This window comes from Bordetella genomosp. 7 (genome assembly GCF_002261415.1).
GTDB lineage: Bacteria > Pseudomonadota > Gammaproteobacteria > Burkholderiales > Burkholderiaceae_B > Bordetella_A.
Map to the genome: position 1 here is coordinate 526,816 of NZ_NEVI01000017.1, position 25,919 is coordinate 552,734.

Genomic DNA, 25,919 nt, shown 5'->3' on the forward strand with positions numbered 1-25,919 from the left:
AAGATTGTTTTACTGAGGGTTTACCCGCGCGTGCCAGGCTGTCTGTGCGCGCCCGGCCTTCCGTTCAGGGCCAGCGCGGCGCCTTCCACGCACGCCACCAGGCCTTCGCCGGCCGCCGCTTCCACCACGCCCCCCCCGGTGAACGCCGAGAACGCGGGCAGCACTGTCATGCCCGGCCGCAGCCAGAAGGCGGGCCAGCGGCGCGGCACGCCGGGCACCCTGGCCTGGGGATGCAAGTGGCCCGCGATCACATGGCGTCCGGCGGCGTCCGGCGCCGGCAGATGGCGAAACAGAAATGGCCCGTCGACGTGTTCATGTCCCAACTGATATACGCGCATCGCGGCCTGCGCCAGCGCGCGGTCGTGATTGCCGGTCAGCGCGGCGACCTCCAGCGCCGCATAGCGCTGCCGCCAGTGCAGCCAGGCGTCGCGCCATGCGGCCTGGCCCGCCGGCCCGTGCAACACATCGCCCACGATCCACAGCGCGCGGGCATCCGTCAGCGCAATCAGGTCGTCCAGGCGGCGCAGGTCGTCATGGGTGGCGCCGCGCGGCACGGCAATGCCCGCCTGCCTGAATACGTGGCTCTTGCCCAGATGCAGGTCGGCAATGACCAGCCGCTGCCGGGCAGGCCAGAACAAGGCACGCTCGCCCAGCAGCAGCATCGTTTCCCCCGCCAGCTCCAGCCGCAAGGCGTCATCCCACGACAGCGGCATAGCGCTTCTCCAGTTGCGCGGCGGCGCGCTTGACGCGCGCCTGCCAGGTTTCGGTGCTGAGCTGGCCGCGCAGGCTTTCGGTCCAGAGCGGAAAGGACAGCGGCGTCAATGCGCGGGGCTTGCACAGCGCCAAAGTCCGTGCGGCGCAATCGTGCAGGGCCGCCTTCAGCCGGGGCGCTTCCAGCTGCAGCTCGAAAACCTCGCGCTCGGCTTGCGCCAGCAACAGGTGGTCCGGGTCGTAGCGCCGCAGCACGTCGTACAACAACCCGCTGGACGCCTGTACCTGGCGCAACGATCGCGCGGCGCGCCCCGGCAGGGATGGGGTCAGTAGCCCCGCGACGCGGGCAATCTCGCGGAACTGCCGGCGCGCCAGTTCGCCCAGGTTGACGCCGTCGCGCAGATCGGCCTCCATGTTTTGGGGGCCAAGCAGCTGCCTCAGCAGAGCGTCGTCCAGAGCGGCGGGCTCGGCCAGAGTCAACATCAGGCCGTAGTCGTTTACGGTGTACGAAATGGTGTTGGGCTGCAGCCTGCCCCATCTCAACGCCATCATGGCGGCGAGCCCTTCGTGCACGGCGCGCCCCGCGAACGGATAGACGAACACATGCATGCCGCGCCGCGTGGCGATTTGTTCGGCCACCAGGCGTCCCGGCGCCGGCAGCGCGCTGGCACTGCGCTGAATGCGCAGCAGCGGCTCTGCGGCGCGCATTTCGCGATGCGGACCCGGGTCGGCATACAGCGCTTCGACCTGCTGCGCCAACTGCGTAGACAACGGCATGCGCCCGCCCAGCCAGGTGGCCACCGGCCCGTTGCCGCCACGCGCCTTGCGCACGTAAGCCGTCATGCCTTCCAGCCGCGCCAGCTGCAGGGTGCGGCCGGCGAACTGGAAGTGGTCGCCCGGCCGCAGCCGCGCAAGAAACGACTCTTCTACCGAACCCAGCGCGCCGCCGCGCAGATACTTGACCGCCACCGCGCCATCAGACGTAATCGTGCCTATGGACAGGCGATGCCGAAAAGCAATGCGCCTGTCGTGCACGCGGTATCGGCCATCGTCATCGCGTTCCACACGGCGAAACTCCGGGTAATTGCCCAGCGCCAGGCCGCCCTGCACGATGAAATCCAATACGGCCTGCCAGGTCGCGCGGTCCAGCGCGGCGTAGGCATGCGTGCCGGCCACTTCGCGATACAGCTCATCTGCATCGAAACCGCCGCCCAGGGCCAGGGTGACGGCGTGCTGGGCCAGCACGTCCAGGCTGCCGCGTGGCGGCGGGCGGGATTCAATGCGCCCGCCTTCAATCGCCTGGCGCGCCGCCGCATATTCCACCAGTTCCAGCGCCTGCGCCGGGACGCAGATGACGTGGCCGGATTCGCCCGGGCGGTGGCGCGCGCGGCCGGCCCGCTGCAACAGGCGGGCGACCCCCTTGGGGCTGCCTATCTGCATGACCTGGTCCACCGCCGGAAAATCCACCCCCAGGTCCAGGCTCGATGTGGCCACCACGCACCGCACCGTGCCCGCGCGCAGCCCCTGCTCCGCTGCGGCGCGCAGCCGCGGGTCCAGCGATCCGTGATGCAACGCCAGCGTGGCCGGGTCTTCGGGCCATATCGATTCCAGCGCGCGATGCCACAATTCGGCTTGCGCACGGGTATTGGTGAACAGCAACGTCGCGCGCACCCGGAACAGCCGCCTGTACACATGAACCAGCTGCGACAGGCCCAGGTGGCCCGCCCAGGGCAAGGCGCGGCCGCTTTCGGGCAGCAAGGTCGATATGCGGATCCGCCGCGGCCGCGCGCCGGCCACCAGTGCACTGTGCGGCAGATGCGGCAGCAGCACCGCCCGCGCTTCATCCAGATTGCCCAGGGTGGCCGACAGCCCCCAGATGCGCGCCTGGGGCGACAGGCGGCGCAGCCGCGCCAGGCACAGCTGCAGCAGCACGCCGCGCTTGTTGCCCAACAGTTCGTGCCATTCGTCCACCACCACGCATTGCAGGCGGGCAAAGCCAGGGGCGGTATCCGCATACGACAACAGCAGCGCAAGAGACTCCGGCGTGATGACCAGCACATCGGCCTTGCCTTGGCGTGCCAGCCGCTTGTCGCGCGCCGAGGCATCGCCGGTGCGCAAGGCCACCGTCCAGCCCAGGCCCAGTTGCCCGGCGACTTCCCCCAGTGCGCGCGCCGTGTCCACCGCCAGCGCACGCAGCGGCGTCACCCACAGTATCCGGGGACCGGCCTGCCTGGCGGACTGCGGACCACCATCTTGCAAGCCCTGCAGCAGGGGGCCTCCAAAAGCGGCCAATGTCTTGCCGCTGCCGGTAGGGGTATGCAGCAGGCCCGATTCGCCCGCCAGGTAGCGGCGCCACGTTTCGCGCTGGAACGGCGCCGGCTTCCAGCCTCGCGCCTTGAGCCAGGCCGCCAGGGGCGCGTCCCAGCCGCGCGGCCCGCCGCTCATCTGGCCAGCGCCCGCAAGGTTTCCAACTGGTCCGCCTGCTCGGCCGGCTTATCGCGCCGCCACCGCAGGATGCGCGGAAACCGCAAGGCCACGCCCGACTTGTGGCGCCGGGACACCGCCACCCCTTCGAATCCCAGCTCGAACACCTGTACCGGCTCGACCGAACGCACCGGCCCGAAGCGCTCGACAGTATGGGCGCGCAGCCAGCGGTCCAGTTCCAGTATTTCTTTATCGTCCAGGCCAGAATAGGCCTTGGCCACGGGCGTGAGCGCGCCGTCCTGCCACAGGCCGAAGGTGTAGTCGGTGTACAGCGTGCTGCGCCGTCCGTGGCCGGCCTGGGCATACATCAGCACGGCGTCGATGGTCAGCGGGTCCACCTTCCATTTCCACCAGTCGCCGCGCCTGCGGCCGCTCTGGTACGGCGAGTCGGCGCGCTTGAGCATGAAGCCCTCCACCCCCCGCTGGCGGGATTCCTCGCGCAGGTTGGCGGCCGTCTGCCAATCCGGCGCCTGCACCAGCGGCGACAGGCACAGGCGCGGGTCCGGATGGCGCTGCAGCAGGGCCTGCAGGCGGCGCCGCCGTTCAACCATGGGCAGATCGCGCAGGTCGGCTCCGTCCAGTTCCAGCAGGTCGTACGCCAGCATGCGCACCGGCGCCTCGGCCAGCCAGCGCGGGCCGGGCTTGAGCCGCTGGATGCGCGTCTGCAGGGCAGCGAACGGCATGGGCAAGTCATCGCCCTCTTGCCACGCCAGCAATTCGCCGTCCAGCACGCAATCGATGTCCAGGGCCTGCGCCGCGGCCTCGACTTCAGGGAAACGCCCGTCCAGGCGCTCTTCGCCGCGCGACCACAGCGCCACCTCGCCATGACGCCGGATCAGTTGCACGCGTATGCCGTCCCATTTCCATTCGACCAGCCAGTCGGCGACCGGGCCCAGGCCGCCCGGGTCGCCTTCCAGCGGCGACGCAAGAAAAAACGGATACGGCTGCTGCCGGTCGCCCGGCAGTTCTTCCGCGCAGAGCAGATCGCGCAAGAACGCCGGGCTGGGCGTCCAGGCGCCGAGCATACGCTGGGCGATACGCGCGATGGGCACACCCGACAGCTCGGCCAGCGCCTGCTGCACCATGCGCTGCGACACCCCCACGCGCAACGCGCCCGTCAGCAGCTTGTTGAACACCAGCCGCTCGTCAAAGGGCAGCCCCTGCCATGCATCCACGACGACCGCGCGGCGCCGGGACTCGTCCTGGTTGGCCACAGGCAGCAGCACCTCTTCTATCCAGTCCGCCAGGCCACGTTCTGGCACGGGCCGGGCGGGATCGGGCATCAGCAATGCCAGCGTCTCGGCCAGGTCGCCGACCTGGGCGTAGCTGGCATCGACCAGCCAGGCGGGTGTATCGGACACGTCGGCCACCCATGCGCGCAGCTCGCCCGTGCGCGCAATCGTGCGGCGCGCGCTGCTGATCTTGCCGCCGGCCAGCAGATAGAGCGCCCATGCGGCGTCGCGAGGAGGCGCATCGCGAAAGTACGCCACCAATGCCGCGCGCCGGTCCAGAACCGCGGTGCTTCGGTCGAGTTCCTGGAATAAGGCCGCGAATCGCTTCATGCCGGAATCCGCCCGCGTGGACTAATCATCTTCGCCATATTGCGTGGCCAGGGTTTCACTGGCGATGCCCGCTACGCGCAGCGTGCGCACAAGCGCCTCGGTATCGCCGTGCGTGGCGATGACGCGCCGCGCGCCGGTCTGGCGTATGGTCTGCAGCAGCGCGGGCCAGTCGGCGTGGTCTGACACGACAAAGCCTCGGTCCATGTTGCGGCGGCGCCGGTTCCCGCGCAACCGCATCCATCCCGATGCGTAGCCGTGCTGCGCCTTGCGAAATCGGCGCAGCCACGCGCTGCCCGCGGCCGAGGGCGGCGCCAGCACCAGCTCGCCGGCGAACCGGCTGCCCGCTGCTGCGCCGCGCGCGGGGCTGTCGCTGTCTATCACCGGCAGGGTGTCGGCCATTTCTATCCCCGCGCGCCTGTAGACATCGACACCCGCCGCGATCGCGCCGTGCAGAAACACCGGACGATCCAGCCAAGGTTTCAGTTCGGCCAGCAGCCGCTGGGCCTTGCCCAGGGCATAGCAGTACAGCACGGCCGTCTCGCCACGCGCCGCGCAATGATCTCGCCATTGCACGATGTCGCGCGCCACATCGGCCGCCTCGGGCCAGCGATATATGGGAAGTCCGAAAGTGGACTCAGTGATGAACGTGTCGCAGGGCACGACCTCGAAGGGCCGGCACGTCGGATCGTGCTGACGCTTGTAGTCACCGGACACCACCCAGACCTCGCCTTCGGCCTCGATGCGAACCTGAGCCGACCCCAGAACGTGGCCGGCCGGATGCAGCGACACGCGCGCGCTTCCCAATTCGAACGGCTCGCCATACGCATGCACCCGGTAGGCCTGCTCGCCCAGCCGCCATTGCAGGATGGGCAGGCCGTCGGCCGTCGTGTGGTAGCAGCCCATGCCCACGCGGGCATGATCGCCATGGCCATGCGTCAGCACCGCCGTGGCCACCGGCCGCCAGGGATCGATATAAAACTGCCCGGCCGGGCAGTACAAGCCCTCCGGACGCAGCTGCACGATGTCGGTCATGTCGGTCTCCGCGCGGCGTCGGGCGGCGACTGCCCCCCTACACCCAGGCTCCACAGACGCAGCGCCATGTGGATCTCCAGGGCCCGGCCGGTGTCGGCCACATTGCCAATCAGATCTTCGGCGCTGGCCAGCCGCTGCCGCATGGTGTTCACATGGATACCCAGGCGCGCGGCGGTAACCGTCGCGTTCTGATTGTGATCGAAGTACGCCAGCAGCGTAGACGCAAGTTCCGTGCCGCGCCGCCGGTCGTATTCCAGCAGGGCGCCGATGGAGGCCTCCAGAAAAACGCCCACACTGGCACTGTCCTGCGTTTCGAACAGCACCGAGTACAGCGCCATTTCGTTCTGGCCCGCAATGCGGCCATTCATTCCGAGGCGCCCCACGACCGACAGCGCGCGCCGGAGCGAGGTATAGAGCGACGGCATCTCTGCCGTGCTGTGCAGTGGACGCGAGATCACGCCCCGATAGGCGCTGCCCAGTTCCCGTCGCGCAAATGCGTTGAACGAGTCCCTCAAGTGTGCCGCGTGGTCGGCGCCGCACACGAAGGCCACCACGCCGTCCACGGCGTCGAGCACCAGTCCCGGCCATGCGTACGCGGTGCGCACGCGGCGCGCCACATAAGCAGGATCGTTCTCGGCGGCCTCGACCAGCATCAGCACCAAAGGGCCATCGACATCCAGCCCGTGGCGCTCGGCGCGGTCACGCGTCAGGGCCGGCTCGCCCTGGCGCGGCGACAGAATCGATTGCAGCAACGCGGATACATCGCGGCTCTTGCTGGCTTCCTGGCGCTCCTGGGACAGCAGCACAATGCCCACCACACTGGAACTTCGCTCGAAGGTGCGTATCGAGATGTCGCGCAGCGGCTCACGCCGGAACAGCAGCACCGATCCCAGCATGCCGCCGCCGCCCATCACCGCGATGGCCCGGCAGTATTCCCCCTGGCTCTCATAGGCCGGCGTAGAGCGGCCCGCCCTGCGGCTTTCGTTGAGCGCTTGCGTCAGCGCCGCGCTGTGCGGACCATAGGGTTCGTATGCCATCGCGGCCTCGCCCGCGCAGCCGGGCGCCTGCGCTCGTGCCAGTACATGGTGGCCTTCGTCCAGCACCAGGATGTCAGCTTGCAGCAATTGCGCAATGGCGTGGCATAACTCGCCCAGCGATGCCCCCTTGGCCAGCAGCAACGTCAGGCGCTCATGCGCCTCGACGGCGCTTTGCACGTCGCGTGCATGCTGTTCGAGTTCAGCGCGCGCGCGGTCGGCCTTGTCCAGCGCCGATTGGGCATCGGCGAATGCCTTGGCGTTGTTGATCGCCACTGCGGCGTGCGTAGCCAGCGTGCACAGAATGGATATGTTCAGCGCGGTGTGCGTACGGTGATAGCGATCCGCAACAAACAACAGCCCGATGACGTTGTCTTCCCAGATCAGTGGCGCGCCCACCAGCGCGGACACGCCTTCATTGCGAAAAATATCATCCAGCTCGGGATCGTGGATAAACCGATTGTCGTGCAGGTAATCGGCGGTAGAGAACGGCAGGCGTGTCGTCATCACGATGCCCGCAACACCGCGCTCGCGCTGCGCCGTCATGCGCCCCGTGCGTTCTCCGATGGCCCCTTCGGACACCACCACTTTGAATTCGCGCTCTTGCGCGTCGTAGATCGTCAACCAGCACAAATGCGCGCGCAGTAGGTCGCGGGCGCGGGTCACGATGGCCTTGAGCAGTTCCGGCACGTCGAGCCGGCTGGCCAAGTCTTGCGCCGACTTGATCACGGCCATCATCCCGCGCTCGCGCTGTTCGTGCTGTTCCAGGCGGCCGCGCACCGCCAGCGCCATGCGCCCCAGCTCGACCAGCCCGGTCTTGTGCGGCAGCCCGTCCGGCAGCGCATCCAGCAAGGCCAGCCGGGCGGTGAACTCGTCCGCGGGCGCATCGCGATGCAGCAGCGCGACAAGCTCGGCGGCCACGGCATGCAAACCCGGCGCTGGCGCACCGGACGCAGAACCGGCGCGCGCGCCGCATGCGGAAGATGTCTTGGGCATAGGCAGATCCAGAAAACGTTGGCGGCTCCGGCGAGCCCGCATGCATGGGAACATCATATCAACGCCCCCTTTCCTATGTGTGAATTACACATGGTCACACCGCTGCGCCTCGACGACACTCATCGCATATCGTCAACAGGATATGCGCGTGCATCACAGCCTACTCGACACTCTGCGCCCGCCCACCGGCCTGCGCGTTCTGATCTCCGCCGGCGCGACAGGCATTGGCGCCTCCATGGCGCGCGCCTTCCATGAAGCCGGCGCCCGCATCCACCTTTGCGATATCGACGGCGCCAGCCTGGACCGCCTGGGCGCCGAGTTGCCCGGCGTAACCACCACCCTGGCCGACGCCGCCCTCGCCAGGGATGTAGAGGCCGTGTTCGACGACATCGCCAATACGCTGGGCGGCCTGGACGTACTGGTCAACAACGTCGGCATCGCGGGGCCCACCGGGCCCATCGAGGCTCTGGGGCACGCCGACTGGGAGCGCACGGTGGCCGTCAACTTGAACAGCCACTTTTACTTCGCGCGCCGGGCGGTGCCGCTTTTGAAAGCTTCACCGCACAGCCCCTGCATGATCGCCATGAGCTCCGTCGCGGGCCGGCTGGGCTACCCGCTGCGCACACCTTACGCGTCCACCAAGTGGGCGGTCGTGGGCATGATGAAGTCGCTGGCCATCGAACTGGGGCCCCATGGGGTACGCGCCAACGCCATCCTGCCCGGCACGGTCGAAGGCGAGCGCATGCGCGGCGTCATCGCCGCGCGCGCGGCCGCCAGTGGCCGTTCCGAGAAGGCGATGCGCGAGGAGTATCTGCGCAAGATCTCGCTGCGCCGCATGGTGACGGCGGACGACATCTCGGCCACCGCCCTGTTTCTTTGTTCGCCCGCGGCGCGCAATATCACCGGCCAGGCCATCAGCGTAGACGGCAACATGGAATATCTGTAACCCGCCCGGGCCCCGACCCGCCGGCAATGTCGAACCACAAACAACAGGAGACAAACCATGCACCCACTCGAACGATCGGCCATTGCCGCCGCGCTGGCGTGCTGCTGCGCCCTGCCCGCGGGCGCGGCCCCCGTCAAGATCGGCCTCGTCGAAACCCTGTCGGGGCCTCAGGCCTCGTCGGGTCAGGCTTATCGGACGGCCGTGCGCTATGTAGTCGACGAGATCAATGCCGCTGGCGGCTGGAACGGCGAACCGGTGCAGCTGCTCGAGTACGACAACCAGGGTGGCCCGGCCGGCGCGGCCGACAAGCTTCGCGCTGCCGCCGCCGATGGCGTGCAGATTGTGGTGCAGGGCGCGTCGTCGGCCATTGGCGGCCAGATCACCGAGGACATACGCAAGCACAATCTGCGCAATCCCGGCAAGGAGATGGTCTACATCAACATGGGGGCCGAGGCGTTGGAGCTCACCGGCACGAAGTGCAATTTCTATCACTTCCGTTTTGCCGGCAATGCCCAGGTGCGCACCAAGGCCCTGGTGGCCGGCATGAAAAAGGCTGACGCACTGGGAGACAAGGTGTACGCCATCAACCAGAACTATTCCTGGGGCCAGGATATGCAGCAGGCCATTATCGACAACCAGGACAACGGCGGCTACCAAGTGGTGGAAAAAACGCTGCATGACGTCAACCGCATCCAGGACTTCGCGCCCTACGTGGCGAAGATCACCGCCTCGGGCGCCGACACCGTCATTACCGGCAACTGGTCCAACGATCTGCTGCTGCTGATGAAGGCGTCGCGGTCCGCGGGCCTGAAGGCGCGCTTTGGCACCGTCTACCTGGACCAGCCGGGCAACCTGGCCAACGCCGGCGACACTGCGGTGGGCCACTTCGTCGTGCATACGTTCAACGCTCAGGCTGGCGGGCCCGACGCCGAGGCCTTCGTCAAGGACTACCAGGCCAAGACCGGCCATATGCCGGTGTTCATCGAGCCACAAACGGTGTTCGGCATGAAGATGGTGGCCGACGCCCTGAAGCGTACGCCAGCCAAGGACGGCAAGCTGGATGTCGATGACCTGGCGCTCGCCCTGGAAACCGCCCGAATCCCGACCCCCATGGGACAAATGAGCATGCGCGCCTCCGATCACCAGGCGCAGCTGCCGATGGTGGTCTCCACGGTGTCGCCCGACGCGCGCAACAAGGTCGACGGCACCGGGCTGGGCTTCACGCCGGTGCTATTGATCGATGCCGACGCAGCCTCCACGCCGGCCCAACCCAGCTGCCAGATGAAGCGTCCCAGCTAGGCCCGGCGCCATGGAACAAATAATCTATTCCCTGTTGAACGGCGTTATCTACGGGCTGCTTTTGTTCATGGTGTCCGCAGGGCTGACGCTGATCTTCGGCATGATGGGTGTGCTGAACTTCGCGCACGCGTCGTTCTATATGCTGGGTGCCTACTTCGCCTACACCTTGCAGGGAGCCATGGGTTTCTGGCCTGCGGTTGCCGCCGCGCCGCTGCTGGTGGGGCTGATAGGCATCGTAGTCGAGCGCTACTTCTTGCGACGGGTGCACCGCCACGGCCACGCCCACGAGCTGCTGCTGACTTTCGGGCTGTCGTTCATCATCGCCGAGACCGTCAAGCTGTTCTACGGCAACTACCCCGTCGACTACCGCGTACCCGCCTCGCTCGACTTCGCGGCATTCAGCATCGGCGTAACGCAGTACCCCGCGTACCGCCTGCTGATGGGCGGAATCGCCATCGCGATGTTCGTGCTCATCTACCTGCTGCTCACACGCACCCGTGTCGGCATCGTGGTGCGCTCGGCGATCCACCGCCCCAACATGGCCGAGGCGCTGGGGCATAACGTACCGCTGGTCTTCATGGGCGTGTTCGGCACCGGCGCCGCGCTGGCCGGACTGGCTGGCGCCGTGGCCGGCGCCTTCTACACCACCAACCCCAACATGGCGCTCGAACTTGGCGTAATCGTGTTCGTAGTGGTGGTCGTAGGCGGGCTGGGTTCGCTGGTGGGGGCAATGCTCGCTTCCCTGTTGATCGGCGTCATCACCTCGCTTGCGGTAGCGGTCGACCGCAGCCTTGCCGACGCACTGGTCTGGTTCGGCGCCGGTGACTGGGCGCGCGACATGGGCGGGCTGATGACGCTCAACCTTTCCAGCCTGGCCGCCACGTTGCCGTTCGCGCTGATGCTCCTGGTGTTGCTGGTGCGGCCCGGCGGCCTCATGGGCGAAAAAGGATGACGGGCGCCGCCCGACACGCTGAGCCACTGACACCATGAACAGAACCTCCCTCGCTTACTGCCTGGCTGGCGCCGCCTTGCTGGCGGCCCTGCCGCTGCTGCTCACCCAGGGGCTGCTCAACGCGGCCATCCAGATGCTCATCGCCGCGCTGTTCGCCAGCGCATACAACCTGCTTTGCGGCCAGGCCGGCATGCTGTCGTTCGGCCACGCAGCCTACTTCGGCGTGGGCGCGTTCGCCACCGTGCACGCCATGAATGCGTTGGACGGCGCGGGCTTGCTGCCTACGCCGCTGATGCCGCTGGCGGGAGCGCTGGCTGGCCTGTTGTTCGGCGCCGTAGCGGGCTGGTTTGCCACGCAGCGCACCGGAACCTATTTCGCGATGATCACGCTGGCCATCGCAGAACTCGTCCATTCACTTGCGCCGCACCTCAAGGGCGTGTTCGGAGGCGAGGCCGGCATTTCCACGATGCGCATGCCCGCCTGGGGGTTCGACTTCGGCTCGACCATCCAGGTTTACTACCTGACCCTGGCCTGGGTACTTGCCGGCATGGCGTTGCTGTACCTGTACACACGCACGCCGCTGGGCAGGTTGACCGTGGGCCTGCGCGAGAACAGCCACCGCCTCAGGTTCCTGGGCTACAACGTACACGGCCTGGGCACTTCCGCTTTCGCGGTGTCTGCCATGTTCTCCGGCATGGCGGGGGGCCTGCAGGTCCTGTCCAACGAATCCGCCAACTATGTGGTGTTCGACGCGTCGCTGTCGGCCGCCGCCGTGCTCAACACCTACATCGGCGGCGTGCAGGTCTTTCTCGGCCCCGCACTGGGCGCGGCGCTGATGACGTTCTTCGGGTATGCCGTCTCCGACCTGACGCGGTCGTGGCTGCTGTACCAGGGCATTTTGTTCGTGCTCGTCATGATGTACATGCCCGGCGGACTGGCCGGCCTGGCCGCCACAACGCGGCGCCTGCGCGAACAGCACCGCCTCGCACAGCTGGCCCCGGCTTGCGCTCAGGCGCTTGGCTGCGTGGCGTTGGCAGGCGCGGGGCTTGTGTTCACCATAGAGCTGCTGCAGCGCCTGTTCTCGCAAGAGTATCGGGCGCGAATCCCCATGGATTCCGCGCAGGCGTGGCCGGCAGTGACCCTGTTCGAGCACATGTGGCTGCCGGGCGCCGCCTCGACATGGGCCCTGCCGCTTGCCGCGCTGGGCGCCGGGGCGATGCTTTTCGTACTGTGCCGCCGCCGGCTGGCCAGGCTCGCCGGGCGCAACACCGCCAGTCTCCCCGCGCATCCGACAGCGGGCCATACGCAGGAGGCCGCATGACGACACCTATTCTTGCCATAGAACGCTTGTACAAATCGTTCGGCGCCACCGACATTATCCGGGGCGTGGACCTGCAGGTCCGCGACGGCGAACGCCATGCCCTGATAGGTCCGAACGGCGCGGGAAAATCGACCCTGTTTCACCTCGTGTCGGGCCAGCTTGCGCCCAGCTCGGGGGCGATACGCTTCGAAGGCAGCGACATCGAAGGCCTGTCGCCGCAGGCCATCAACCGGCGGGGCCTGGCGCGATCATTCCAGATCACCAATCTGTTTCCGCGCCTGAGCACATTCGAGAACGTGCGGCTGGCGGTCATGCGCGCCCATGGCCTGCAGTATGCCTTCTGGAAGTTCATCGACCGGGACGCCCGCATCCGCGAAGATACCGAGAAGCTGCTTGAACTGGTGCGCCTGGCTCCCCGGGCGCACACACTGGCCGGAGAAATGGCGTATTCGGAACAGCGCTCGCTCGAAATCGCCATGACACTGGCGTCGAATCCCCGGCTGATACTGCTAGATGAACCCATGGCGGGCATGTCTCATGACGAAACCCAATACACCGCCCAATTGATACGCGAGATCGCGGGCGGCCGCACGCTGATGATCGTCGAGCACGACATGGACGTCGTGTTTTCGCTCGCCGACCGCATCAGCGTGCTGGTTTACGGCCAAGTCATCGCCACCGGAAGCCCGGACGAAATTCGCGCCCATGCCGGCGTACGCGAGGCCTACCTGGGCGACGAGACACACGCATGAGCCGCGCCGCCGACCTGCTCTGCATCGAAAACCTGCACGCCCACTATGGCAAGAGCCATGTCCTGCACGGAGTGGATCTGCATGTGCGGTCCAACGAAGTCGTCAGCCTGGTGGGCCGCAACGGCGCGGGACGCTCCACCACCCTGAAAGCCATTATGGGCCTGGTGCCACCGAGCTCAGGCCGCGTAAGGCTGCGCGGCCGCGACCTGGCCGGCGCCCGCCCTTACACCATCTGCCGAGCGGGCATCGCCTACGTGCCAGAGGAGCGCGAGGTTTTCGCCAACCTCACGGTCGAGGAAAACCTGCGCATGGGCGAACAACCGGCCGTATCCGGCGCGCCCCGCTGGGCCGCCGAACAAATGTACGACTATTTCCCGCGCCTGAAAGAACGGCGCAACACCAAGGCCGGCAGCCTGTCCGGCGGCGAACAGCAAATGCTGACGATCTGCCGGTCCCTGCTGGGCAATCCGCTGGTCATGCTGATCGACGAACCCACCGAGGGCCTGGCCCCGCGCGTGGTGGCCCAAGTCGGTGAATGTATCCGCGACATGCACCGCAAAGGCGTTTCGGTCGTCCTGGTGGAACAGAAACTCACGATCGCATTGCGCGTGTCCACGCGCGTATGCGTCATGGGTCACGGGCGCATCGTTTTCGAGGGCAGCCCCCGTGAATTGGCAGACAACCCCACGCTGGTCTCGCAATGGCTGGCCGTCTGATCGGCAATCGCCCGCCTCCTGCCCGCGTCGACACTATCCAGACATGAACAACAGCTCAGACAAAGTCATCATCTCATGCGCCGTCACCGGCTCCGTACATACGCCCAGCATGTCCGCGCATCTGCCCCTGACGCCCGACCAGATCGCCACGCAGGCAATCGAGGCCGCACAGGCTGGCGCGGCCATCCTGCATCTGCACGCGCGCGATCCCGCCGATGGACGGCCCACCGCCGATCCTGCGGTATTCGACGAGTTCGTGCCACGCATCCGCGATGCCACGGACGCCGTGATCAACATTACGACCGGCGGCAGCACCCGCATGACCCTCCAGGAGCGCCTGGCCTACCCCTTGCGCGCGCTGCCGGAAATGTGTTCGCTGAACATGGGCTCGATGAACTTCTCCATCCACACTGCCGCGCGCCGCATCGCGCATTGGCAATACGACTGGGAAAAACCGTACGTCGAAGGAATGGAAGACCTGATCTTCCGTAACACCTTCCGCGACATCCGGCATATCCTCAAGGTGCTGGGCGACGATGGCGGCACGCGGTTCGAGTTCGAATGCTACGACATGGGGCACCTGTACAACTTGGCTCATTTTGTAGATGAAGGGTTGGTGCGGGGTCCGCTGTTCATCCAATGCATATTCGGCATCCTGGGCGGCATCGGGCCCGACCCGGAGAACCTCGTGGCGATGAAAACCACCGCCGATCGCCTGTTTGGCCGCGGCGGATACCGCTTTTCGGTGCTGGGTGCCGGCCGCCACCAGATGCCGCTGGTGACGCTGGGCGCAATCCTCGGGGGGCACGTGCGGGTGGGCCTCGAAGACAGCCTGTACCTGGCCAGGGGGACGCTGGCGCAATCATGCGCCCAGCAAGTATCGAAAATCCGCCGTATTCTTACCGAGCTTTCGCTCGAGGCCGCCACACCTGCCGAGGCCCGCGCCATGCTGGGCCTGAAAGGCAGCGACGCCGTGGCGTTCTGACGCGCTAACCGAAAAAACAGGAGCCCATATGAAGCAGTGCTTGCAAGACCGCGTGGCCATCGTCACAGGCGCGGGCAACGGCCTGGGGCGCGCACACGCCCTGGAACTGGCCGGGCATGGTGCGCGCGTGGTGGTCAACGATATCGCCGGGGCTGACGCAGGCTCGCCCGCCAGCCGGGTGGCCGACCAGATCGTCCGCAACGGCGGGCAAGCCATTGCCGTGGGCGGCGACGTCACCGACTACGCCGCCATGCAGGCACTGGCCGCACGTGCGCTCGAGCGGTGGCAACGCATCGACATCCTGGTCAATAACGCCGGCATCCTGCGCGACAAGAGCTTTTCGAAATTGACACTGGACGACTTCCGCGCCGTGCTGGACGTGCACCTGATGGGCAGTGTGCACGGGACCAAGGCAGTCTGGGACACCATGCGGGAACAGCGCTACGGACGCATCGTGCTCACGACGTCGTCGTCGGGCCTGTACGGCAATTTCGGCCAGTCCAACTACGCCGCGGCAAAGATGGCGCTGGTAGGGCTGATGCAGACGCTTGCCCTGGAAGGCGCCAAGTACGATATCCGGGTCAATTGCCTGGCGCCCACGGCCGCCACCGCCATGACCGAAGGTATTCTCGCCCCCGAGGCGCTGGAACGGCTGTCGCCAGAAGCCGTCAGCCCGGCCCTGGTGTGCCTCGTCCGCGAAGACGCGCCCACGCGCCGCATCCTGCTCGCCGGCGCGGGCAGCGTGGAAAGCGCCCACATCACCATGACACAGGGCATTTTCATTGGGCAAGCGCCCGACGCCGCCGAGCAGATCCATCAGCGCCTGGACGAAATCCTGGACCGGCGCGACGAAGTCGTACCCGCCACGGGCTTCCAGCAATGCCAGTTCGAACTGGCCAAGGCCGGCTTCCAGATGGCGCTGCCCTGAGCGCCGCAGCGGGACGCGCGCCGTGGCGCCCTGCCACGGCCGCTCGCAAGATCACCGGCCGGGCGCCATTACTGGACAGCCGACGGCCAATTAACATTAAATACCCCCTGCTTTCCGGCTCCCACGCCTGTCCGCCTGGCGCGCACGCCGCGTGCCTGCGCATGGGCCCGCGGGCGCTTCACAACCGCCCGGGGCGGCTGCAAGAACAACAAGGGAATAAACGCATGGATCTATCGCCGCTTGTGCTGGCCCGTATCCAATTCGCCGCCAACCTGACTTTCCACATCCTGTTTCCCGCCATCAATATCGCGCTGGCGTGGATACTGCTGTATTTCAAACTGCGGTGGCGGTCTACCGGCGATGTCGCCTGGCTGGACGCCTACCGATTCTGGATCAGGGTCTTCGCCCTGTCGTTCGGCCTGGGCGTCGTGTCCGGCCTGACCATGAGCTTCCAGTTCGGCACGACCTTCCCCGGTTTCATGGAAAGAGCCGGCAATGTGGTGGGGCCGTTGATGGGCTACGAGGTCATGACGGCGTTCTTCCTCGAGGCCGGGTTCCTGGGCATCATGCTGTTCGGCCGCGGCCGCGTGCCCGAATGGGTGCACACCCTGGCGATGAGCCTCGTGGCGTTCGGCGTTACCCTGTCGGCCTTCTGGATCCTGGTGGCGAACTCCTGGATGCAGACGCCCGCGGGCGCCGAGATGATAGACGGCAAGTTCTATCCCACCGACTGGCTGCAGATCCTGTTCAACGCGTCTTTGCCGCTGCGGTTTTCTCACATGTTGCTGGCCTCGGTGGTCACCGCCGCCTTCGTGGTGCTGGGCGTGTCGGCCTGGCAGGCGCTGCGCCGGCCACTGCGCCCCGGCGAGCGCAAGGCCTTCATGACGGGGCTGGTGCTGGCGGCGGCCGTCATCCCGGTGCAGATGCTGGTGGGCGACACGGCCGGACGCCTGGCCGCGCAGACGCAGCCCGCCAAGATCGCCGCCATCGAAGGGCTGTGGGAAACCCAGAAAGGCGCCGGCACGGTGCTGATCGGCTGGCCCGACGAGGCCACGCGCAGCAACAAGTGGGCGATCACCATTCCGTACGGCGCGAGCCTGCTCATCACCCATAGCCTCGATGGCGAAGTCCAGGGGCTGAATGATTTTCCCGACGCGCATCCACCGGTGGCGCCGGTGTTCTTCAGCTTTCGCATCATGGCCGGCGTGGGCGTGCTGATGGTGCTGTCTTCGTGGGGCGGTCTGTGGCTGTTGCGCAAGCGGCGCTGGAACCCCGACGCACTGCCGCGCTGGGCCTTGCAGGGGCTGGCCGCGATGACATTCTCTGGCTGGGTGGCCACGGTGGCCGGCTGGTACACCGCCGAAATCGGCCGGCAGCCCTGGGTAGTGTATGGGCACATCCGCAGCGCGGAAGTCGTGGCCGACCAGCCCGCCGCGGCCTTCGCACTGTCGCTGTCGGGCTTCCTGCTGCTCTACACCTTCTTGCTGGTGTCTTATATAGGCACGCTGGTCTATCAGGCCAACAAGGGCATCGAGCCCTCGCAGCCGGCCCGCCCGGCGCCAGCGGCCATGGGAGAACTCGATGGATAGTCTGGCAACGTATTCGGGCGGCCTGGCCGCGGGCGATCCGGCATTCTGGCTGCCGCTGGTGTTCATGGGGCTGATGGGTTTTGCGATACTCGCCTACGTCTTGCTCGACGGCTTCGATCTGGGCGTGGGCATCTTGCTCAACAGCGGCGTCGATGACTCCACCCGCACCACCATGCTGGCGTCCATAGGCACCTTCTGGGACGCCAACGAAACCTGGCTGGTGCTGGGCATCGGCATCCTGCTGGTGGCTTTCCCGTTCGCGTACGGGGGCATTTTGCGCGAACTGTATTTCCCCGTCACGCTGATGCTGTTCGGCCTGATCCTGCGCGGCGTGGCCTTCGATTTCCGCGCCAAGACGCCGCCTGCACGCCGCACCCTCTGGACGCGCCTGTTCTGGATCGGCTCCATCGTGGCCGCCTGGGCGCAAGGGTATATCCTGGGCGGGGTGGTCACCGGCCATAACCACGGGCTGCAATACCGGTTGTTCTCGGCGTTCGTGGGCGCATGTGTAGTGGCGGGCTACGCGCAGCTGGGGGCCGCATGGCTCATCATGAAAACCGAAGGCGCGCTGCAGCGCCAGGCCGTGCGCTGGGCAAGGCGGGCCTGGTGGGGCCTGGCTGCCGGCATCGTCGCCGTATCGGTTGTCACGCCGCAGATGGATCCGCAGATCTGGCAACGCTGGACCAGCGTCACAGGCCTGTACCTTGCCCCGTTGCCCATTGCCACGGCGGTGTGCCTGATTGCGCTGGCCGCCGTGCTGCGCACGCTGCCCCGACCGCGCGACAAGCTCTGCTGGCTGCCGTTCGCCCTGACCGCCGCGATCTTCACGCTGGCTTTCCTCGGCCTGGCCGCCAGCTTGTTTCCGTGGCTGCTGATGGGACGCATCACTCTGTGGCAAGGCGCTGCCGCGCCCGGCTCGCTGAAGCTGGTACTTGCCGGCGCCTGCGTGGTGCTGCCCGTCATCATCGCGTACAACGCGTATGCCTACCGGGTGTTCTGGGGCAAGACAGACAAGACGCTCAGCTACGACGGCCCGCTTGCGCCCTGAGCGGGCGCCGCGGGGCCGAAGTACGGAACGCCCTTCTGCGCGGCATTGACGCATCGGCCCCCGCGCGCTATCTAGCACATCTCATCACACGGAACCCCACGCATGACTCAGGCTGCAGCAGTCGATCTGGCGAAATACATCCGGGCCGGCGATACCATTACCTTCGGTCAGGCAGACGCGCTGCCACGCACCTTGCTGCGCCTGCTGGCCGAGCAACGCAGCCAGATCGGCAGGACACGGCTGTTCCTGGGCATTGGCCAGGGCCTGCAAGACATCCTGCGCCCGGAATACGCCGCTGACTTCGACTACGTCTCGTACTGCGCCAGCGGCACCAATCGCGCTCTGGCCAAGGCGGGCGTGCTGGATATTCTTCCCGAAAGCTATTCATCTTTGCCGCAGCTGCTCGGCGCCGGCCCGTTGCGCGCCGACGTGGTGTTCTTGCGCGTGTCGCCGCCCGACGAACAGGGACGCTACAGCCTGGGCATGGCGCGTGAATATGTTCTGGCTCCGCTGCGCGCAGCGCGCGCCATCATTGCCGAGGTCAGCCCCTCTACCCCCTGGACCTACGGCGGGCCGTATCTGCTCGAAAGCGACTTTGCCCTGCTTATCGACACCGACAGCGATGACCCCGGCGCGGACGCCGCCGCGCCCGGGCCGATAGAAACGGCTATCGGGCGCAACGTTGCGTCGGTCGTGCCTGACGGCGCCACGCTGCAGACTGGCATCGGCTCGATCCCGGACGCCGTGCTGGCGGCGCTGGGCAATCACCGCGACCTGGGCCTGCATTCCGGCAGCCTGGGTGAAGGCATCGTCACGCTGGCCGAATCCGGCGCGCTGACCAACGCCCGCAAAGGCATCGACGCCGGGCTGACCGTGGGCGGCGTATTGATGGGCGGCCCGCGCCTGCGGCGCTTTGCGCACCGCAATGCACAGCTCGAATTGCGGGGCACCGAATACACGCACGATGCTCGCCTGCTGGCCGGCCTGAATCGCTTCACCGCCATCAATTCCGCCATCGAAGTCGATCTCACCGGGCAGATCAACACGGAAATGGCCGGCGGCGGCTATATCGGCGCCATCGGCGGCGTGAACGATTTCCTGCGCGGCGCGCAGGCCAGCCAGGATGGCACTCCCATCGTCGCCCTGCCTTCCATGGCCCGCGAACAAAGCCGCATTGTCGCCGCATTGTCGGGCCCGGCCACGGTGCCGCGCAGCTGCTCGTGCGTCATCGTCACCGAACACGGCGTGGCCGATCTCCGGGGGCTGACGCTCAGCCAGCGCGTCGACAAAATGATCGGCATCGCGCATCCCGGCCAACGCGACGCGCTGGAAAACGCCTTCAGCGCCATGCCTGCGCAAGGCTGGAAAAAACGCTGATCACAACTCGCCGTCGAAGTCCGCCAGCAGGTCCTGCAGGCGGTCGGCGGCCTGGCACAACGCCGGCGCGATCAGTTTGCTTTCGGTGGCCAGGTCCGACTGCAATTGCGCCCGGCTGCAGCTCAAGCTCATCACGATGCGCTTGCGCCCCGCCACCAATGGCGTGGCAATACCGTAAGAATCGCGCTTGTAGCCGGCCATCACCGAGCACACGCCCGTCTTGCGCAGTTCAGTGAAACTATGCTGGATGCCGCGCGCGGGCCCGCCGGCAGGCTCGTCCTCGTGTTCGCGCAACTGTTCCAGCAGGCTGGCGCGCTCGTCCGGCGGCAGGCCGTACAGATAGGCCCGGCCGATGGCCGTGCTGCCCAAGGGCACCACCGACCCCACACCCTGGCGCAACGTGCCCATGCGATAGCTGGCCCGGTACCCCACGTAGAGCATGTCGAGATGGTCGCGTATGCCCAGCGCCACGGCCACATGAAGCTGGTCGGCAAGCTCTTGCATCAGCGGGCCGACCCTGTGCAACAGCTCGCTGCCCGCCAGGTAGGCATGGCCGATGCCCACGGGGGCCGCGCCCAGCTCGAACTCGCGCCCGCCGGGCACGCGCCGCAGGAACCCAAGGTGCAGCAGTGTCGTGGTCAGGCGCGACACCGTGGCCTTGGGCAGGCCCGTGCGACGCACCAGTTCCGTGTTGGACAACGGAGTGCGTTCGGACCTGAAGGCGCGCAACACCTGCATGCCGCGCTGCACGGTCAGTACCGCGCCGGCCGTCGCGTCGCTACGCGCAGTCATTGGGGCACCACCTGTTGCTGGATGCCGGCCACCATGGCCAGCAGCTGGGGCCCGATTTCGCGCTCTACACGCGCCCGCGTCATCTGCTGGCTGGCGCCAACGCACGCCAACACCATGGGCGCATGCCCTTCTACGAGCAGCGGCGCGGCCACGATGCCGATCTCGCTATCCCATTCGCCCAGCGACGAGCAATAGCCCACGCGATGAACCTGGGCCAGGCCTTCGCTGGTACGGCGCCGCATCTGCGGCCAGTGCCGCAACGCACGGCGCTCGACGTTCTCAAGCAAGTAATAACGTTCAAGTTCGGGCAACGCCGCCAGCAGGGCCCAGCCCATCGGCGAAGAAGCGATGCCCAGGCGCACGCCTGCATGCAGATCCAGCGCCAGCGTAGATTGCGCGCTGCGGCAGCTTTCCAGCACGATCATGTCGAGCCGGTCGCGCGAGCTCAGGTTTACATGCACCTTGTGGCGGTCGGCGAACCCCTGCATGCTTGCATACGCCACGCGCTGCAGGTCGGAATTGACCATGGCGCCGTAGCCCAGGGTCAATGCCGACGGCGCAAGCCGGTATTTGCGCGCGCTGGGGTCGTGGAACAGGTAGCCCAGCGCCACAAGCGTCTGGGCCATGCGGGTAACCGTAGAGGCCGGCAGGCTGCAGCGCTGCGCGAGCTCGCGCGTGCCCAGCCAACGCTCGCCGGGCAAAAAGGCCGCCAGCACGGCCAGCGCCCGGGCAAACGGCTCCACGACGGCGGGCGAGCCCGCCGCAGCCCGCTTGCGCCGGGACGCGGCCGTTTCAGGCGATGCCGGCTCGCGCGCTAGCGACGGCATGGGCGCGCTGTACATCGCACGATCGGTGTGCGGATGGGTGTCATGCACGCTCGAAGATCGCGGCAATGCCCTGCCCGCCGCCGATGCACATGGTCTCCAGCCCGTACCGGGCGTTGCGCCGCTGCATTTCGTGCAACAGCGTGGTCATGATGCGCACGCCGGTGGCGCCCACCGGATGGCCCAGCGAAATACCCGAGCCGTTGACGTTCAGGCGGTCTTGCAGCTCGTCCATCGAGCTGCCCCAACCCTGCACGCAGGCCAGCGCCTGGCAGGCGAACGCTTCGTTCAGTTCGATGAGGTCGAGCTGGTCGAACTGCAGGCCGGTGCGGGCCAGCAGCTTCTGCACGGCCGGCACGGGTCCGATACCCATGCGCGACGGTTCGCATCCCGCTGCGGCCCAGCCCACCAGCCACGCCATGGGTTCCAGGCCCAGCTCATGCAGCTTGTCTTCGGCCACGACCAGGCACGCCGCGGACGCGTCGTTCTGCTGGCAGGCATTGGCCGCGGTAACGACACCGTCGCGCATGATCGGCTTGAAACCGGCGAAGCCTTCGATAGTCGAATCGCCCCGCACCCCTTCGTCGCGATCGACCACCAGCGCATCGCCCTTGCGCTGCGGCACTCGCACCGGGACGATTTCGCGTTCGAACAAACCTTTTTCCCACGCTGCCGCTGCGCGCTGATGGCTGCGCACTGCAAACGCGTCGGATTGTTCGCGGGTGATCCCGTAATCGCGCGCCAGGTTCTCGGCCGTTTCGATCATGCCGCTGATCCGCCCGAAACGCGCCTCGGGCTGCGAGCGCTCGCGGCCGCGATCCAGGCGGTCGTGCAACATGGGCGAGCCCGAGCGCGTGCCCCAGCGCACGCCGGTCGTGTAGTGTTCGACGTTGCTCATGCTCTCGACGCCGCCGGCCACCACGACATCGGCCGCGCCCGTCTGCACCATCATGGCGGCGGTGGCGATGGCTTGCAGGCCCCCGCCGCAGCGGCGGTCCAGCTGCATGCCCGGCACCTCGATGGGCAGGCCGGCCTGCAGGCCCACCCAGCGGCCCGTGCACGGGGTTTCGCCGTTCATGTAGCTCTGCGCAAAAACGATGTCGTCGATGCGCGCCGGGTCCAGGCCCGAACGTTCAAGCACGGCGCGCGTGGCAATGGCGCCCAGCTCTTCGACTGGCACGCTCTTGAGCGCGCCCCCGAATTTCCCTACCGGCGTCCGCATCGGAGCAACAATGGCAGCTCGTTTCATTCTTTCGTCTCCTGACGGCCATTGCCGTCCGTGTGGTGTATAAGGCCCATCGCCGCGCGCGTGCGCGGATCAACCATAGCGGCCGCCGGTCACATGCAGGACTTCGCCGCTGATGAACGACGCGCTCTCGCTGGCCAGGAAGGCAACGGCATTGGCGACGTCATCCGGATGCCCGGCGCGCTTGACGGGCTGGCTCTGGATGGCGCGCTCTTTGATAGTTTCGTACGTGGGCAGCGCCTGCACCATCTCGGTGTCCATGAAACCGGGGGCCACGCAGTTCACCGTAATGCCATAGCGCCCCTCTTCCACGGCAAGCGCCTTGGCCATGCCGATCAGGCCGGCCTTGGCAGCCGAATAGTTGGCCTGCGTGGGGTTGCCGAAGTGGGCGCGCGAACTGATATTGACGATACGGCCCCACCCTTGTTCGATCATCTTGGGCATCACCGCGCGGCTGGCCAGGAACGCGCCCTTGAGCATCACGTTCATCACCTGGTCCCAGTCGTCTTCCGTCATCTTGACCAGATACTTGTCGCGCGGAAAGCCTGCGTTGTTCACCAGGATATGCACGCCGCCGAAGGTGGCGACCGTCTCGTCCACCAGGCGCTGCACGTCGTCCGCCTTGGTGATGTCGCCCACCACGCAATGAGCCTTCAGGCCTTCGTCGCGCAGCGAGGCCGCCACGGCCTGCGCCGAGTCCGCCACGATGTCGGTAATGACTACGCTGGCGCCTTCGTGCGCCAGCTTGCGCGCCGTCGCCGCCCCCAGCCCTCGCGCCGAGCCGGTCACAATTGCCACCTTTCCGTTAATTCCCAGATCCATGTCGGTATTCCGTTATCGATTGACTTAAATGATTTCTACACGGCAGTTGTTCAACACCACCGCTTGCCGCTCAAGCGCAGTGGTGCGCAACGACAACACGTTGCCGTCTTTCCATATTTCGGTGCGCAGCGTATCCCCCGGCAGCACGACGGCAGTGAACCGCACGCGCATGCTGGCGATCCGCTCGCCTTCGTAATCGAGCACCGCGCGCATCACCGCGTGCGCGGCCATGCCCATGGTGGCCATGCCATGCAGGATGGGCCGCTCGAACCCTGCGGTGCGCGCCACCTGCGGATCGGCGTGCAAGGGGTTCAGGTCGCCGCTGAGCCGGTAGATCAGCGCGGCTTGCGGCAGCGTCGGCAGGTCGCACACCGCATCGGGCGCCCGCTCGGGTATCGGGTGGGGCGGCGGCGGCGCGCCGTCGCTGCCGCCGGGGCCGAAACCGCCATCGCCGCGCAGCAGGCTCAACTGCGTGACGGTCGCCAGCAAGGTCGACGAGGCGGCATCGCGGATTTCCCTGCGCTGTTGCAACAGCGCCCCCTTGCCCGGGCCCTTGTCCCACAACGCGGTGACGCGGTTCTGGGCGACGACGCATCCGCTGGCCGGAATCTCCGCATGCAGAGCGATCTCTTGCTCAGCATGAACCAGGCGCTTCCAGTCGATGCCGGTGTCGGGCTCGCGCGCCCAGAACCCCGGATACGCCAGAACATTGGCCATGGTGGGAACAGAGCGCAGCGAGTTGCCGTCCAGGCCTTCATAGACGTAGCGCAGTTGCCGCTCATCGAGCGGGTCGGCGCCAAAGCCCAGGCCCAGCGCGTACAGCTGGGTGTCGCGCGCCTGGTATGCGTGTTCGATGGCTGCGAAATGCCGCGCGAGCAATCGTTCGGGGTTCAGGTTTGTGGTCATGGGGATCCGCAGGAGTTTTACGGATGATTCGCCATGTACTTGCTGCGGGTCAATTGCATCGCAAGCATAGTTCCGTACTTTGGAAATGCGTAATTCTGCCCTTCGCTGCTGGTCAAGTGCTATGCTGTCCCCATATCCGGTTTATTAATTTCCATTGTACGGAACAACTCGAATGGCCGCTTGACGCCCGGGCCCGCCTGGCCGCAGCATGTGACGTCTTTTTTGAGTACCCCGCCATGATCCGAGACCAGGAAACCCTGAACATCCTGCTAGACAACATCGCCCGTTTCGTACGCGAACGCCTCATTCCCAACGAGGAACTGGTAGCCGAAACCGACGAAATCCCAGACGACATCGTCCGGGACATGAAAGCCATGGGGCTTTTCGGGCTGACCATCCCCGAAGAATTCGGCGGGCTGCAGCTCACCATGGAAGAAGAAGTGCTGGCCATGCTGGAACTCGGGCGCGCGTCGCCCGCGTTCCGGTCGCTGCTGGGCACCACGGTGGGCATCGGTTCGCAAGGCATCCTGTTCGACGGCACCGACGAACAGAAGCAAAAGTACCTGCCGCGCCTGGCCACCGGCGAAATCATCGCCTCGTTCGCCCTTACCGAACCCGGTTCCGGCTCGGACGCCGCGTCGCTGCGCACGACGGCCATCCGCGATGGCGACCATTACGTGGTCAATGGCACCAAGCGCTTCATCACCAATGCGCCCCAGGCCGGCATCTTTACGCTGATGGCCCGCACCGACCCGGGCAAGAAAGGCGCGGCGGGCATTTCGGCCTTCATCGTCGACGCCGACACCCCGGGCATCACCCTGGGCAAGCGCGATAAAAAAATGGGCCAGAAAGGCGCGCATACCTGCGACGTCATTTTCGAGAACTGCCGCGTGCCGGCCGCAAACCTGATCGGCGGCGTCGAGGGCCAGGGCTTCAAGACTGCCATGAAGGTGCTGGACAAGGGCCGCATCCACATTGCGTCGATCTGCGTGGCCGTGGCCGAGCGCATGCTTGCCGACGCGTTGCGCTATGCGGCCGAACGCCAGCAGTTCGGCAAGGCCATCGGCGAATTCCAGCTGGTGCAGGCCATGCTGGCCGACAGCAAGGCCGAAATCTACGCCGCGCGCAGCATGGTCATCGACGCCGCACGCCGCCGCGACGCCGGGCTGCCCGTCAGCACCGAAGCCTCGTGCGCCAAGCTGTTTGCGTCCGAAATGTGCGGCCGCGTGGCCGACCGGGCCGTGCAGATTTTCGGCGGCGCGGGCTACATGAGCGAATACGGCATCGAACGCTTCTATCGCGACGTACGCCTGTTCCGCATCTACGAAGGCACCACCCAGATCCAGCAACTGGTCATTGCCCGCAACATGCTCAAGGAATTGCAATAAGGCGCGGCGGGCAATTGCATTGCATCGCCGTCCGTCAGTAACAGTCGCCTATCGGCGAGGAACTCCAACCATGAAGATACTCGTACCAGTCAAGCGCGTCGTTGATTACAACGTCAAGGTGCGCGTCAAATCGGATCAAACGGGCGTGGATATCGCGAACGTGAAGATGTCCATGAACCCGTTCGACGAGATCGCCGTCGAAGAGGCCG

Annotated in this window: 22 protein-coding genes and 1 pseudogene; 13 read left to right on the forward strand and 10 right to left on the reverse strand. The window is 66.6% G+C overall.

Features of this window, described 5'->3' with window-relative positions:
* Positions 1-20 precede the first annotated feature (20 nt).
* From pdeM to CAL18_RS14285, 5 genes are read right to left on the reverse strand one after another with little or no spacing between them, the layout of a single operon-like run.
* Positions 21-713 (reverse strand): ligase-associated DNA damage response endonuclease PdeM, encoded by a 693-nt coding sequence (gene pdeM / locus CAL18_RS14265; RefSeq protein WP_094818097.1) that lies wholly within the window; start codon positions 711-713, stop codon positions 21-23.
* Positions 694-3,156: a ligase-associated DNA damage response DEXH box helicase gene (locus CAL18_RS14270; protein ID WP_094818098.1), complete on the reverse strand. Its 2,463-nt coding sequence runs from the start codon at positions 3,154-3,156 to the stop codon at positions 694-696. The genes pdeM and CAL18_RS14270 overlap by 20 nt, the downstream gene beginning before the upstream one ends.
* Entirely contained in the window at positions 3,153-4,757 is a 1,605-nt protein-coding gene (locus CAL18_RS14275; protein ID WP_094818099.1) for an ATP-dependent DNA ligase, read from the reverse strand. The genes CAL18_RS14270 and CAL18_RS14275 overlap by 4 nt, the downstream gene beginning before the upstream one ends.
* A 21-nt stretch (positions 4,758-4,778) precedes the next feature.
* Positions 4,779-5,789 (reverse strand): ligase-associated DNA damage response exonuclease, encoded by a 1,011-nt coding sequence (locus tag CAL18_RS14280; protein WP_094818100.1) that lies wholly within the window; start codon positions 5,787-5,789, stop codon positions 4,779-4,781.
* A complete protein-coding gene (locus CAL18_RS14285; RefSeq protein WP_094818101.1) occupies positions 5,786-7,819 on the reverse strand; it encodes a helix-turn-helix domain-containing protein in 2,034 nt (677 codons plus the stop codon). The genes CAL18_RS14280 and CAL18_RS14285 overlap by 4 nt, the downstream gene beginning before the upstream one ends.
* Before the next feature lie 148 nt (positions 7,820-7,967).
* On the opposite strand from CAL18_RS14285, the gene CAL18_RS14290 reads away from it, so the two are divergent.
* The 11 genes from CAL18_RS14290 to CAL18_RS14340 all read left to right on the forward strand — a co-directional run bounded on the left by CAL18_RS14290 (position 7,968) and on the right by CAL18_RS14340 (position 19,732).
* Entirely contained in the window at positions 7,968-8,765 is a 798-nt protein-coding gene (locus CAL18_RS14290; RefSeq protein WP_432759142.1) for an SDR family oxidoreductase, read from the forward strand.
* Between the two features lie 57 nt (positions 8,766-8,822).
* A complete protein-coding gene (locus CAL18_RS14295) occupies positions 8,823-10,064 on the forward strand; it encodes a branched-chain amino acid ABC transporter substrate-binding protein (RefSeq protein ID WP_094818103.1) in 1,242 nt (413 codons plus the stop codon).
* A 10-nt stretch (positions 10,065-10,074) separates the two neighbouring features.
* Positions 10,075-11,016, forward strand: a complete 942-nt coding sequence (locus tag CAL18_RS14300) for a branched-chain amino acid ABC transporter permease (protein ID WP_026638717.1) — start codon at positions 10,075-10,077, stop codon at positions 11,014-11,016.
* A 34-nt stretch (positions 11,017-11,050) separates the two neighbouring features.
* Positions 11,051-12,337, forward strand: coding sequence for a branched-chain amino acid ABC transporter permease (locus CAL18_RS14305; protein ID WP_094818104.1), 1,287 nt, complete (start codon positions 11,051-11,053; stop codon positions 12,335-12,337).
* Positions 12,334-13,089 carry an ABC transporter ATP-binding protein gene (locus CAL18_RS14310; protein ID WP_094818105.1) on the forward strand — a complete coding sequence of 252 codons (756 nt, stop codon included), beginning with the start codon at positions 12,334-12,336 and terminating at the stop codon, positions 13,087-13,089. The genes CAL18_RS14305 and CAL18_RS14310 overlap by 4 nt, the downstream gene beginning before the upstream one ends.
* On the forward strand, positions 13,086-13,805 hold the full coding sequence (locus CAL18_RS14315) for an ABC transporter ATP-binding protein (RefSeq protein WP_026638720.1): 720 nt from the start codon (positions 13,086-13,088) through the stop codon (positions 13,803-13,805). Before CAL18_RS14310 ends, CAL18_RS14315 begins: the two co-directional genes overlap by 4 nt.
* Positions 13,806-13,848: 43 nt before the next feature.
* Positions 13,849-14,790, forward strand: a complete 942-nt coding sequence (locus CAL18_RS14320; RefSeq protein ID WP_026638721.1) for a 3-keto-5-aminohexanoate cleavage protein — start codon at positions 13,849-13,851, stop codon at positions 14,788-14,790.
* Positions 14,791-14,818: 28 nt separating this feature from the next.
* On the forward strand, positions 14,819-15,718 hold the full coding sequence (locus tag CAL18_RS14325) for an SDR family NAD(P)-dependent oxidoreductase (protein ID WP_026638722.1): 900 nt from the start codon (positions 14,819-14,821) through the stop codon (positions 15,716-15,718).
* A gap of 224 nt (positions 15,719-15,942) precedes the next feature.
* Positions 15,943-17,307 (forward strand): cytochrome ubiquinol oxidase subunit I, encoded by a 1,365-nt coding sequence (locus tag CAL18_RS14330; protein ID WP_094797144.1) that lies wholly within the window; start codon positions 15,943-15,945, stop codon positions 17,305-17,307.
* Positions 17,300-18,355, forward strand: coding sequence for a cytochrome d ubiquinol oxidase subunit II (locus tag CAL18_RS14335; RefSeq protein WP_094797145.1), 1,056 nt, complete (start codon positions 17,300-17,302; stop codon positions 18,353-18,355). The genes CAL18_RS14330 and CAL18_RS14335 overlap by 8 nt, the downstream gene beginning before the upstream one ends.
* Before the next feature lie 102 nt (positions 18,356-18,457).
* The gene (locus CAL18_RS14340; protein WP_094797146.1) at positions 18,458-19,732 is read left to right on the forward strand and encodes an acetyl-CoA hydrolase/transferase family protein; all 1,275 of its coding nucleotides are present in this window, start codon (positions 18,458-18,460) and stop codon (positions 19,730-19,732) included.
* On the opposite strand, the gene CAL18_RS14345 is transcribed toward CAL18_RS14340, so the two are convergent.
* The 5 genes from CAL18_RS14345 to CAL18_RS14365 form a co-directional block, all read right to left on the reverse strand.
* Complete coding sequence (locus tag CAL18_RS14345; RefSeq protein WP_026638726.1) at positions 19,733-20,524, reverse strand: IclR family transcriptional regulator; 792 nt, start codon at positions 20,522-20,524, stop codon at positions 19,733-19,735.
* Positions 20,521-21,351, reverse strand: a complete 831-nt coding sequence (locus CAL18_RS14350; RefSeq protein WP_051423669.1) for an IclR family transcriptional regulator — start codon at positions 21,349-21,351, stop codon at positions 20,521-20,523. The genes CAL18_RS14345 and CAL18_RS14350 overlap by 4 nt, the downstream gene beginning before the upstream one ends.
* A gap of 40 nt (positions 21,352-21,391) precedes the next feature.
* Positions 21,392-22,597, reverse strand: a complete 1,206-nt coding sequence (locus tag CAL18_RS14355; protein WP_026638727.1) for an acetyl-CoA C-acetyltransferase — start codon at positions 22,595-22,597, stop codon at positions 21,392-21,394.
* Between the two features lie 69 nt (positions 22,598-22,666).
* Positions 22,667-23,416: an SDR family NAD(P)-dependent oxidoreductase gene (locus tag CAL18_RS14360; protein WP_026638728.1), complete on the reverse strand. Its 750-nt coding sequence runs from the start codon at positions 23,414-23,416 to the stop codon at positions 22,667-22,669.
* 24 nt (positions 23,417-23,440) lie between these two features.
* Entirely contained in the window at positions 23,441-24,322 is an 882-nt protein-coding gene (locus CAL18_RS14365) for a MaoC family dehydratase (RefSeq protein ID WP_094818106.1), read from the reverse strand.
* Positions 24,323-24,558: 236 nt separating this feature from the next.
* Here CAL18_RS14365 and CAL18_RS14370 point away from each other — a divergent pair, with 236 nt between their 5' ends.
* Positions 24,559-25,710, forward strand: a complete 1,152-nt coding sequence (locus tag CAL18_RS14370; protein WP_026638730.1) for an acyl-CoA dehydrogenase family protein — start codon at positions 24,559-24,561, stop codon at positions 25,708-25,710.
* Between the two features lie 70 nt (positions 25,711-25,780).
* Positions 25,781-25,919 (forward strand): annotated as a pseudogene (locus CAL18_RS14375) (electron transfer flavoprotein subunit beta/FixA family protein); the annotation flags it as partial.

Excerpts from the sequence above, each read along its gene's own strand:
- pdeM (WP_094818097.1), bottom strand. The coding sequence starts at position 713 with ATGCCGCTGTCGTGGGATGACGCCTTGCGGCTGGAGCTGGCGGGGGAA.
- CAL18_RS14270 (WP_094818098.1), bottom strand. The coding sequence starts at position 3,156 with ATGAGCGGCGGGCCGCGCGGCTGGGACGCGCCCCTGGCGGCCTGGCTC.
- CAL18_RS14275 (WP_094818099.1), bottom strand. The coding sequence starts at position 4,757 with ATGAAGCGATTCGCGGCCTTATTCCAGGAACTCGACCGAAGCACCGCG.
- CAL18_RS14280 (WP_094818100.1), bottom strand. The coding sequence starts at position 5,789 with ATGACCGACATCGTGCAGCTGCGTCCGGAGGGCTTGTACTGCCCGGCC.
- CAL18_RS14285 (WP_094818101.1), bottom strand. The coding sequence starts at position 7,819 with ATGCCCAAGACATCTTCCGCATGCGGCGCGCGCGCCGGTTCTGCGTCC.
- CAL18_RS14295 (WP_094818103.1), top strand. The coding sequence starts at position 8,823 with ATGCACCCACTCGAACGATCGGCCATTGCCGCCGCGCTGGCGTGCTGC.
- CAL18_RS14300 (WP_026638717.1), top strand. The coding sequence starts at position 10,075 with ATGGAACAAATAATCTATTCCCTGTTGAACGGCGTTATCTACGGGCTG.
- CAL18_RS14305 (WP_094818104.1), top strand. The coding sequence starts at position 11,051 with ATGAACAGAACCTCCCTCGCTTACTGCCTGGCTGGCGCCGCCTTGCTG.
- CAL18_RS14310 (WP_094818105.1), top strand. The coding sequence starts at position 12,334 with ATGACGACACCTATTCTTGCCATAGAACGCTTGTACAAATCGTTCGGC.
- CAL18_RS14315 (WP_026638720.1), top strand. The coding sequence starts at position 13,086 with ATGAGCCGCGCCGCCGACCTGCTCTGCATCGAAAACCTGCACGCCCAC.
- CAL18_RS14320 (WP_026638721.1), top strand. The coding sequence starts at position 13,849 with ATGAACAACAGCTCAGACAAAGTCATCATCTCATGCGCCGTCACCGGC.
- CAL18_RS14325 (WP_026638722.1), top strand. The coding sequence starts at position 14,819 with ATGAAGCAGTGCTTGCAAGACCGCGTGGCCATCGTCACAGGCGCGGGC.
- CAL18_RS14330 (WP_094797144.1), top strand. The coding sequence starts at position 15,943 with ATGGATCTATCGCCGCTTGTGCTGGCCCGTATCCAATTCGCCGCCAAC.
- CAL18_RS14335 (WP_094797145.1), top strand. The coding sequence starts at position 17,300 with ATGGATAGTCTGGCAACGTATTCGGGCGGCCTGGCCGCGGGCGATCCG.
- CAL18_RS14340 (WP_094797146.1), top strand. The coding sequence starts at position 18,458 with ATGACTCAGGCTGCAGCAGTCGATCTGGCGAAATACATCCGGGCCGGC.
- CAL18_RS14345 (WP_026638726.1), bottom strand. The coding sequence starts at position 20,524 with ATGACTGCGCGTAGCGACGCGACGGCCGGCGCGGTACTGACCGTGCAG.
- CAL18_RS14350 (WP_051423669.1), bottom strand. The coding sequence starts at position 21,351 with ATGCCGTCGCTAGCGCGCGAGCCGGCATCGCCTGAAACGGCCGCGTCC.
- CAL18_RS14355 (WP_026638727.1), bottom strand. The coding sequence starts at position 22,597 with ATGAAACGAGCTGCCATTGTTGCTCCGATGCGGACGCCGGTAGGGAAA.
- CAL18_RS14360 (WP_026638728.1), bottom strand. The coding sequence starts at position 23,416 with ATGGATCTGGGAATTAACGGAAAGGTGGCAATTGTGACCGGCTCGGCG.
- CAL18_RS14365 (WP_094818106.1), bottom strand. The coding sequence starts at position 24,322 with ATGACCACAAACCTGAACCCCGAACGATTGCTCGCGCGGCATTTCGCA.
- CAL18_RS14370 (WP_026638730.1), top strand. The coding sequence starts at position 24,559 with ATGATCCGAGACCAGGAAACCCTGAACATCCTGCTAGACAACATCGCC.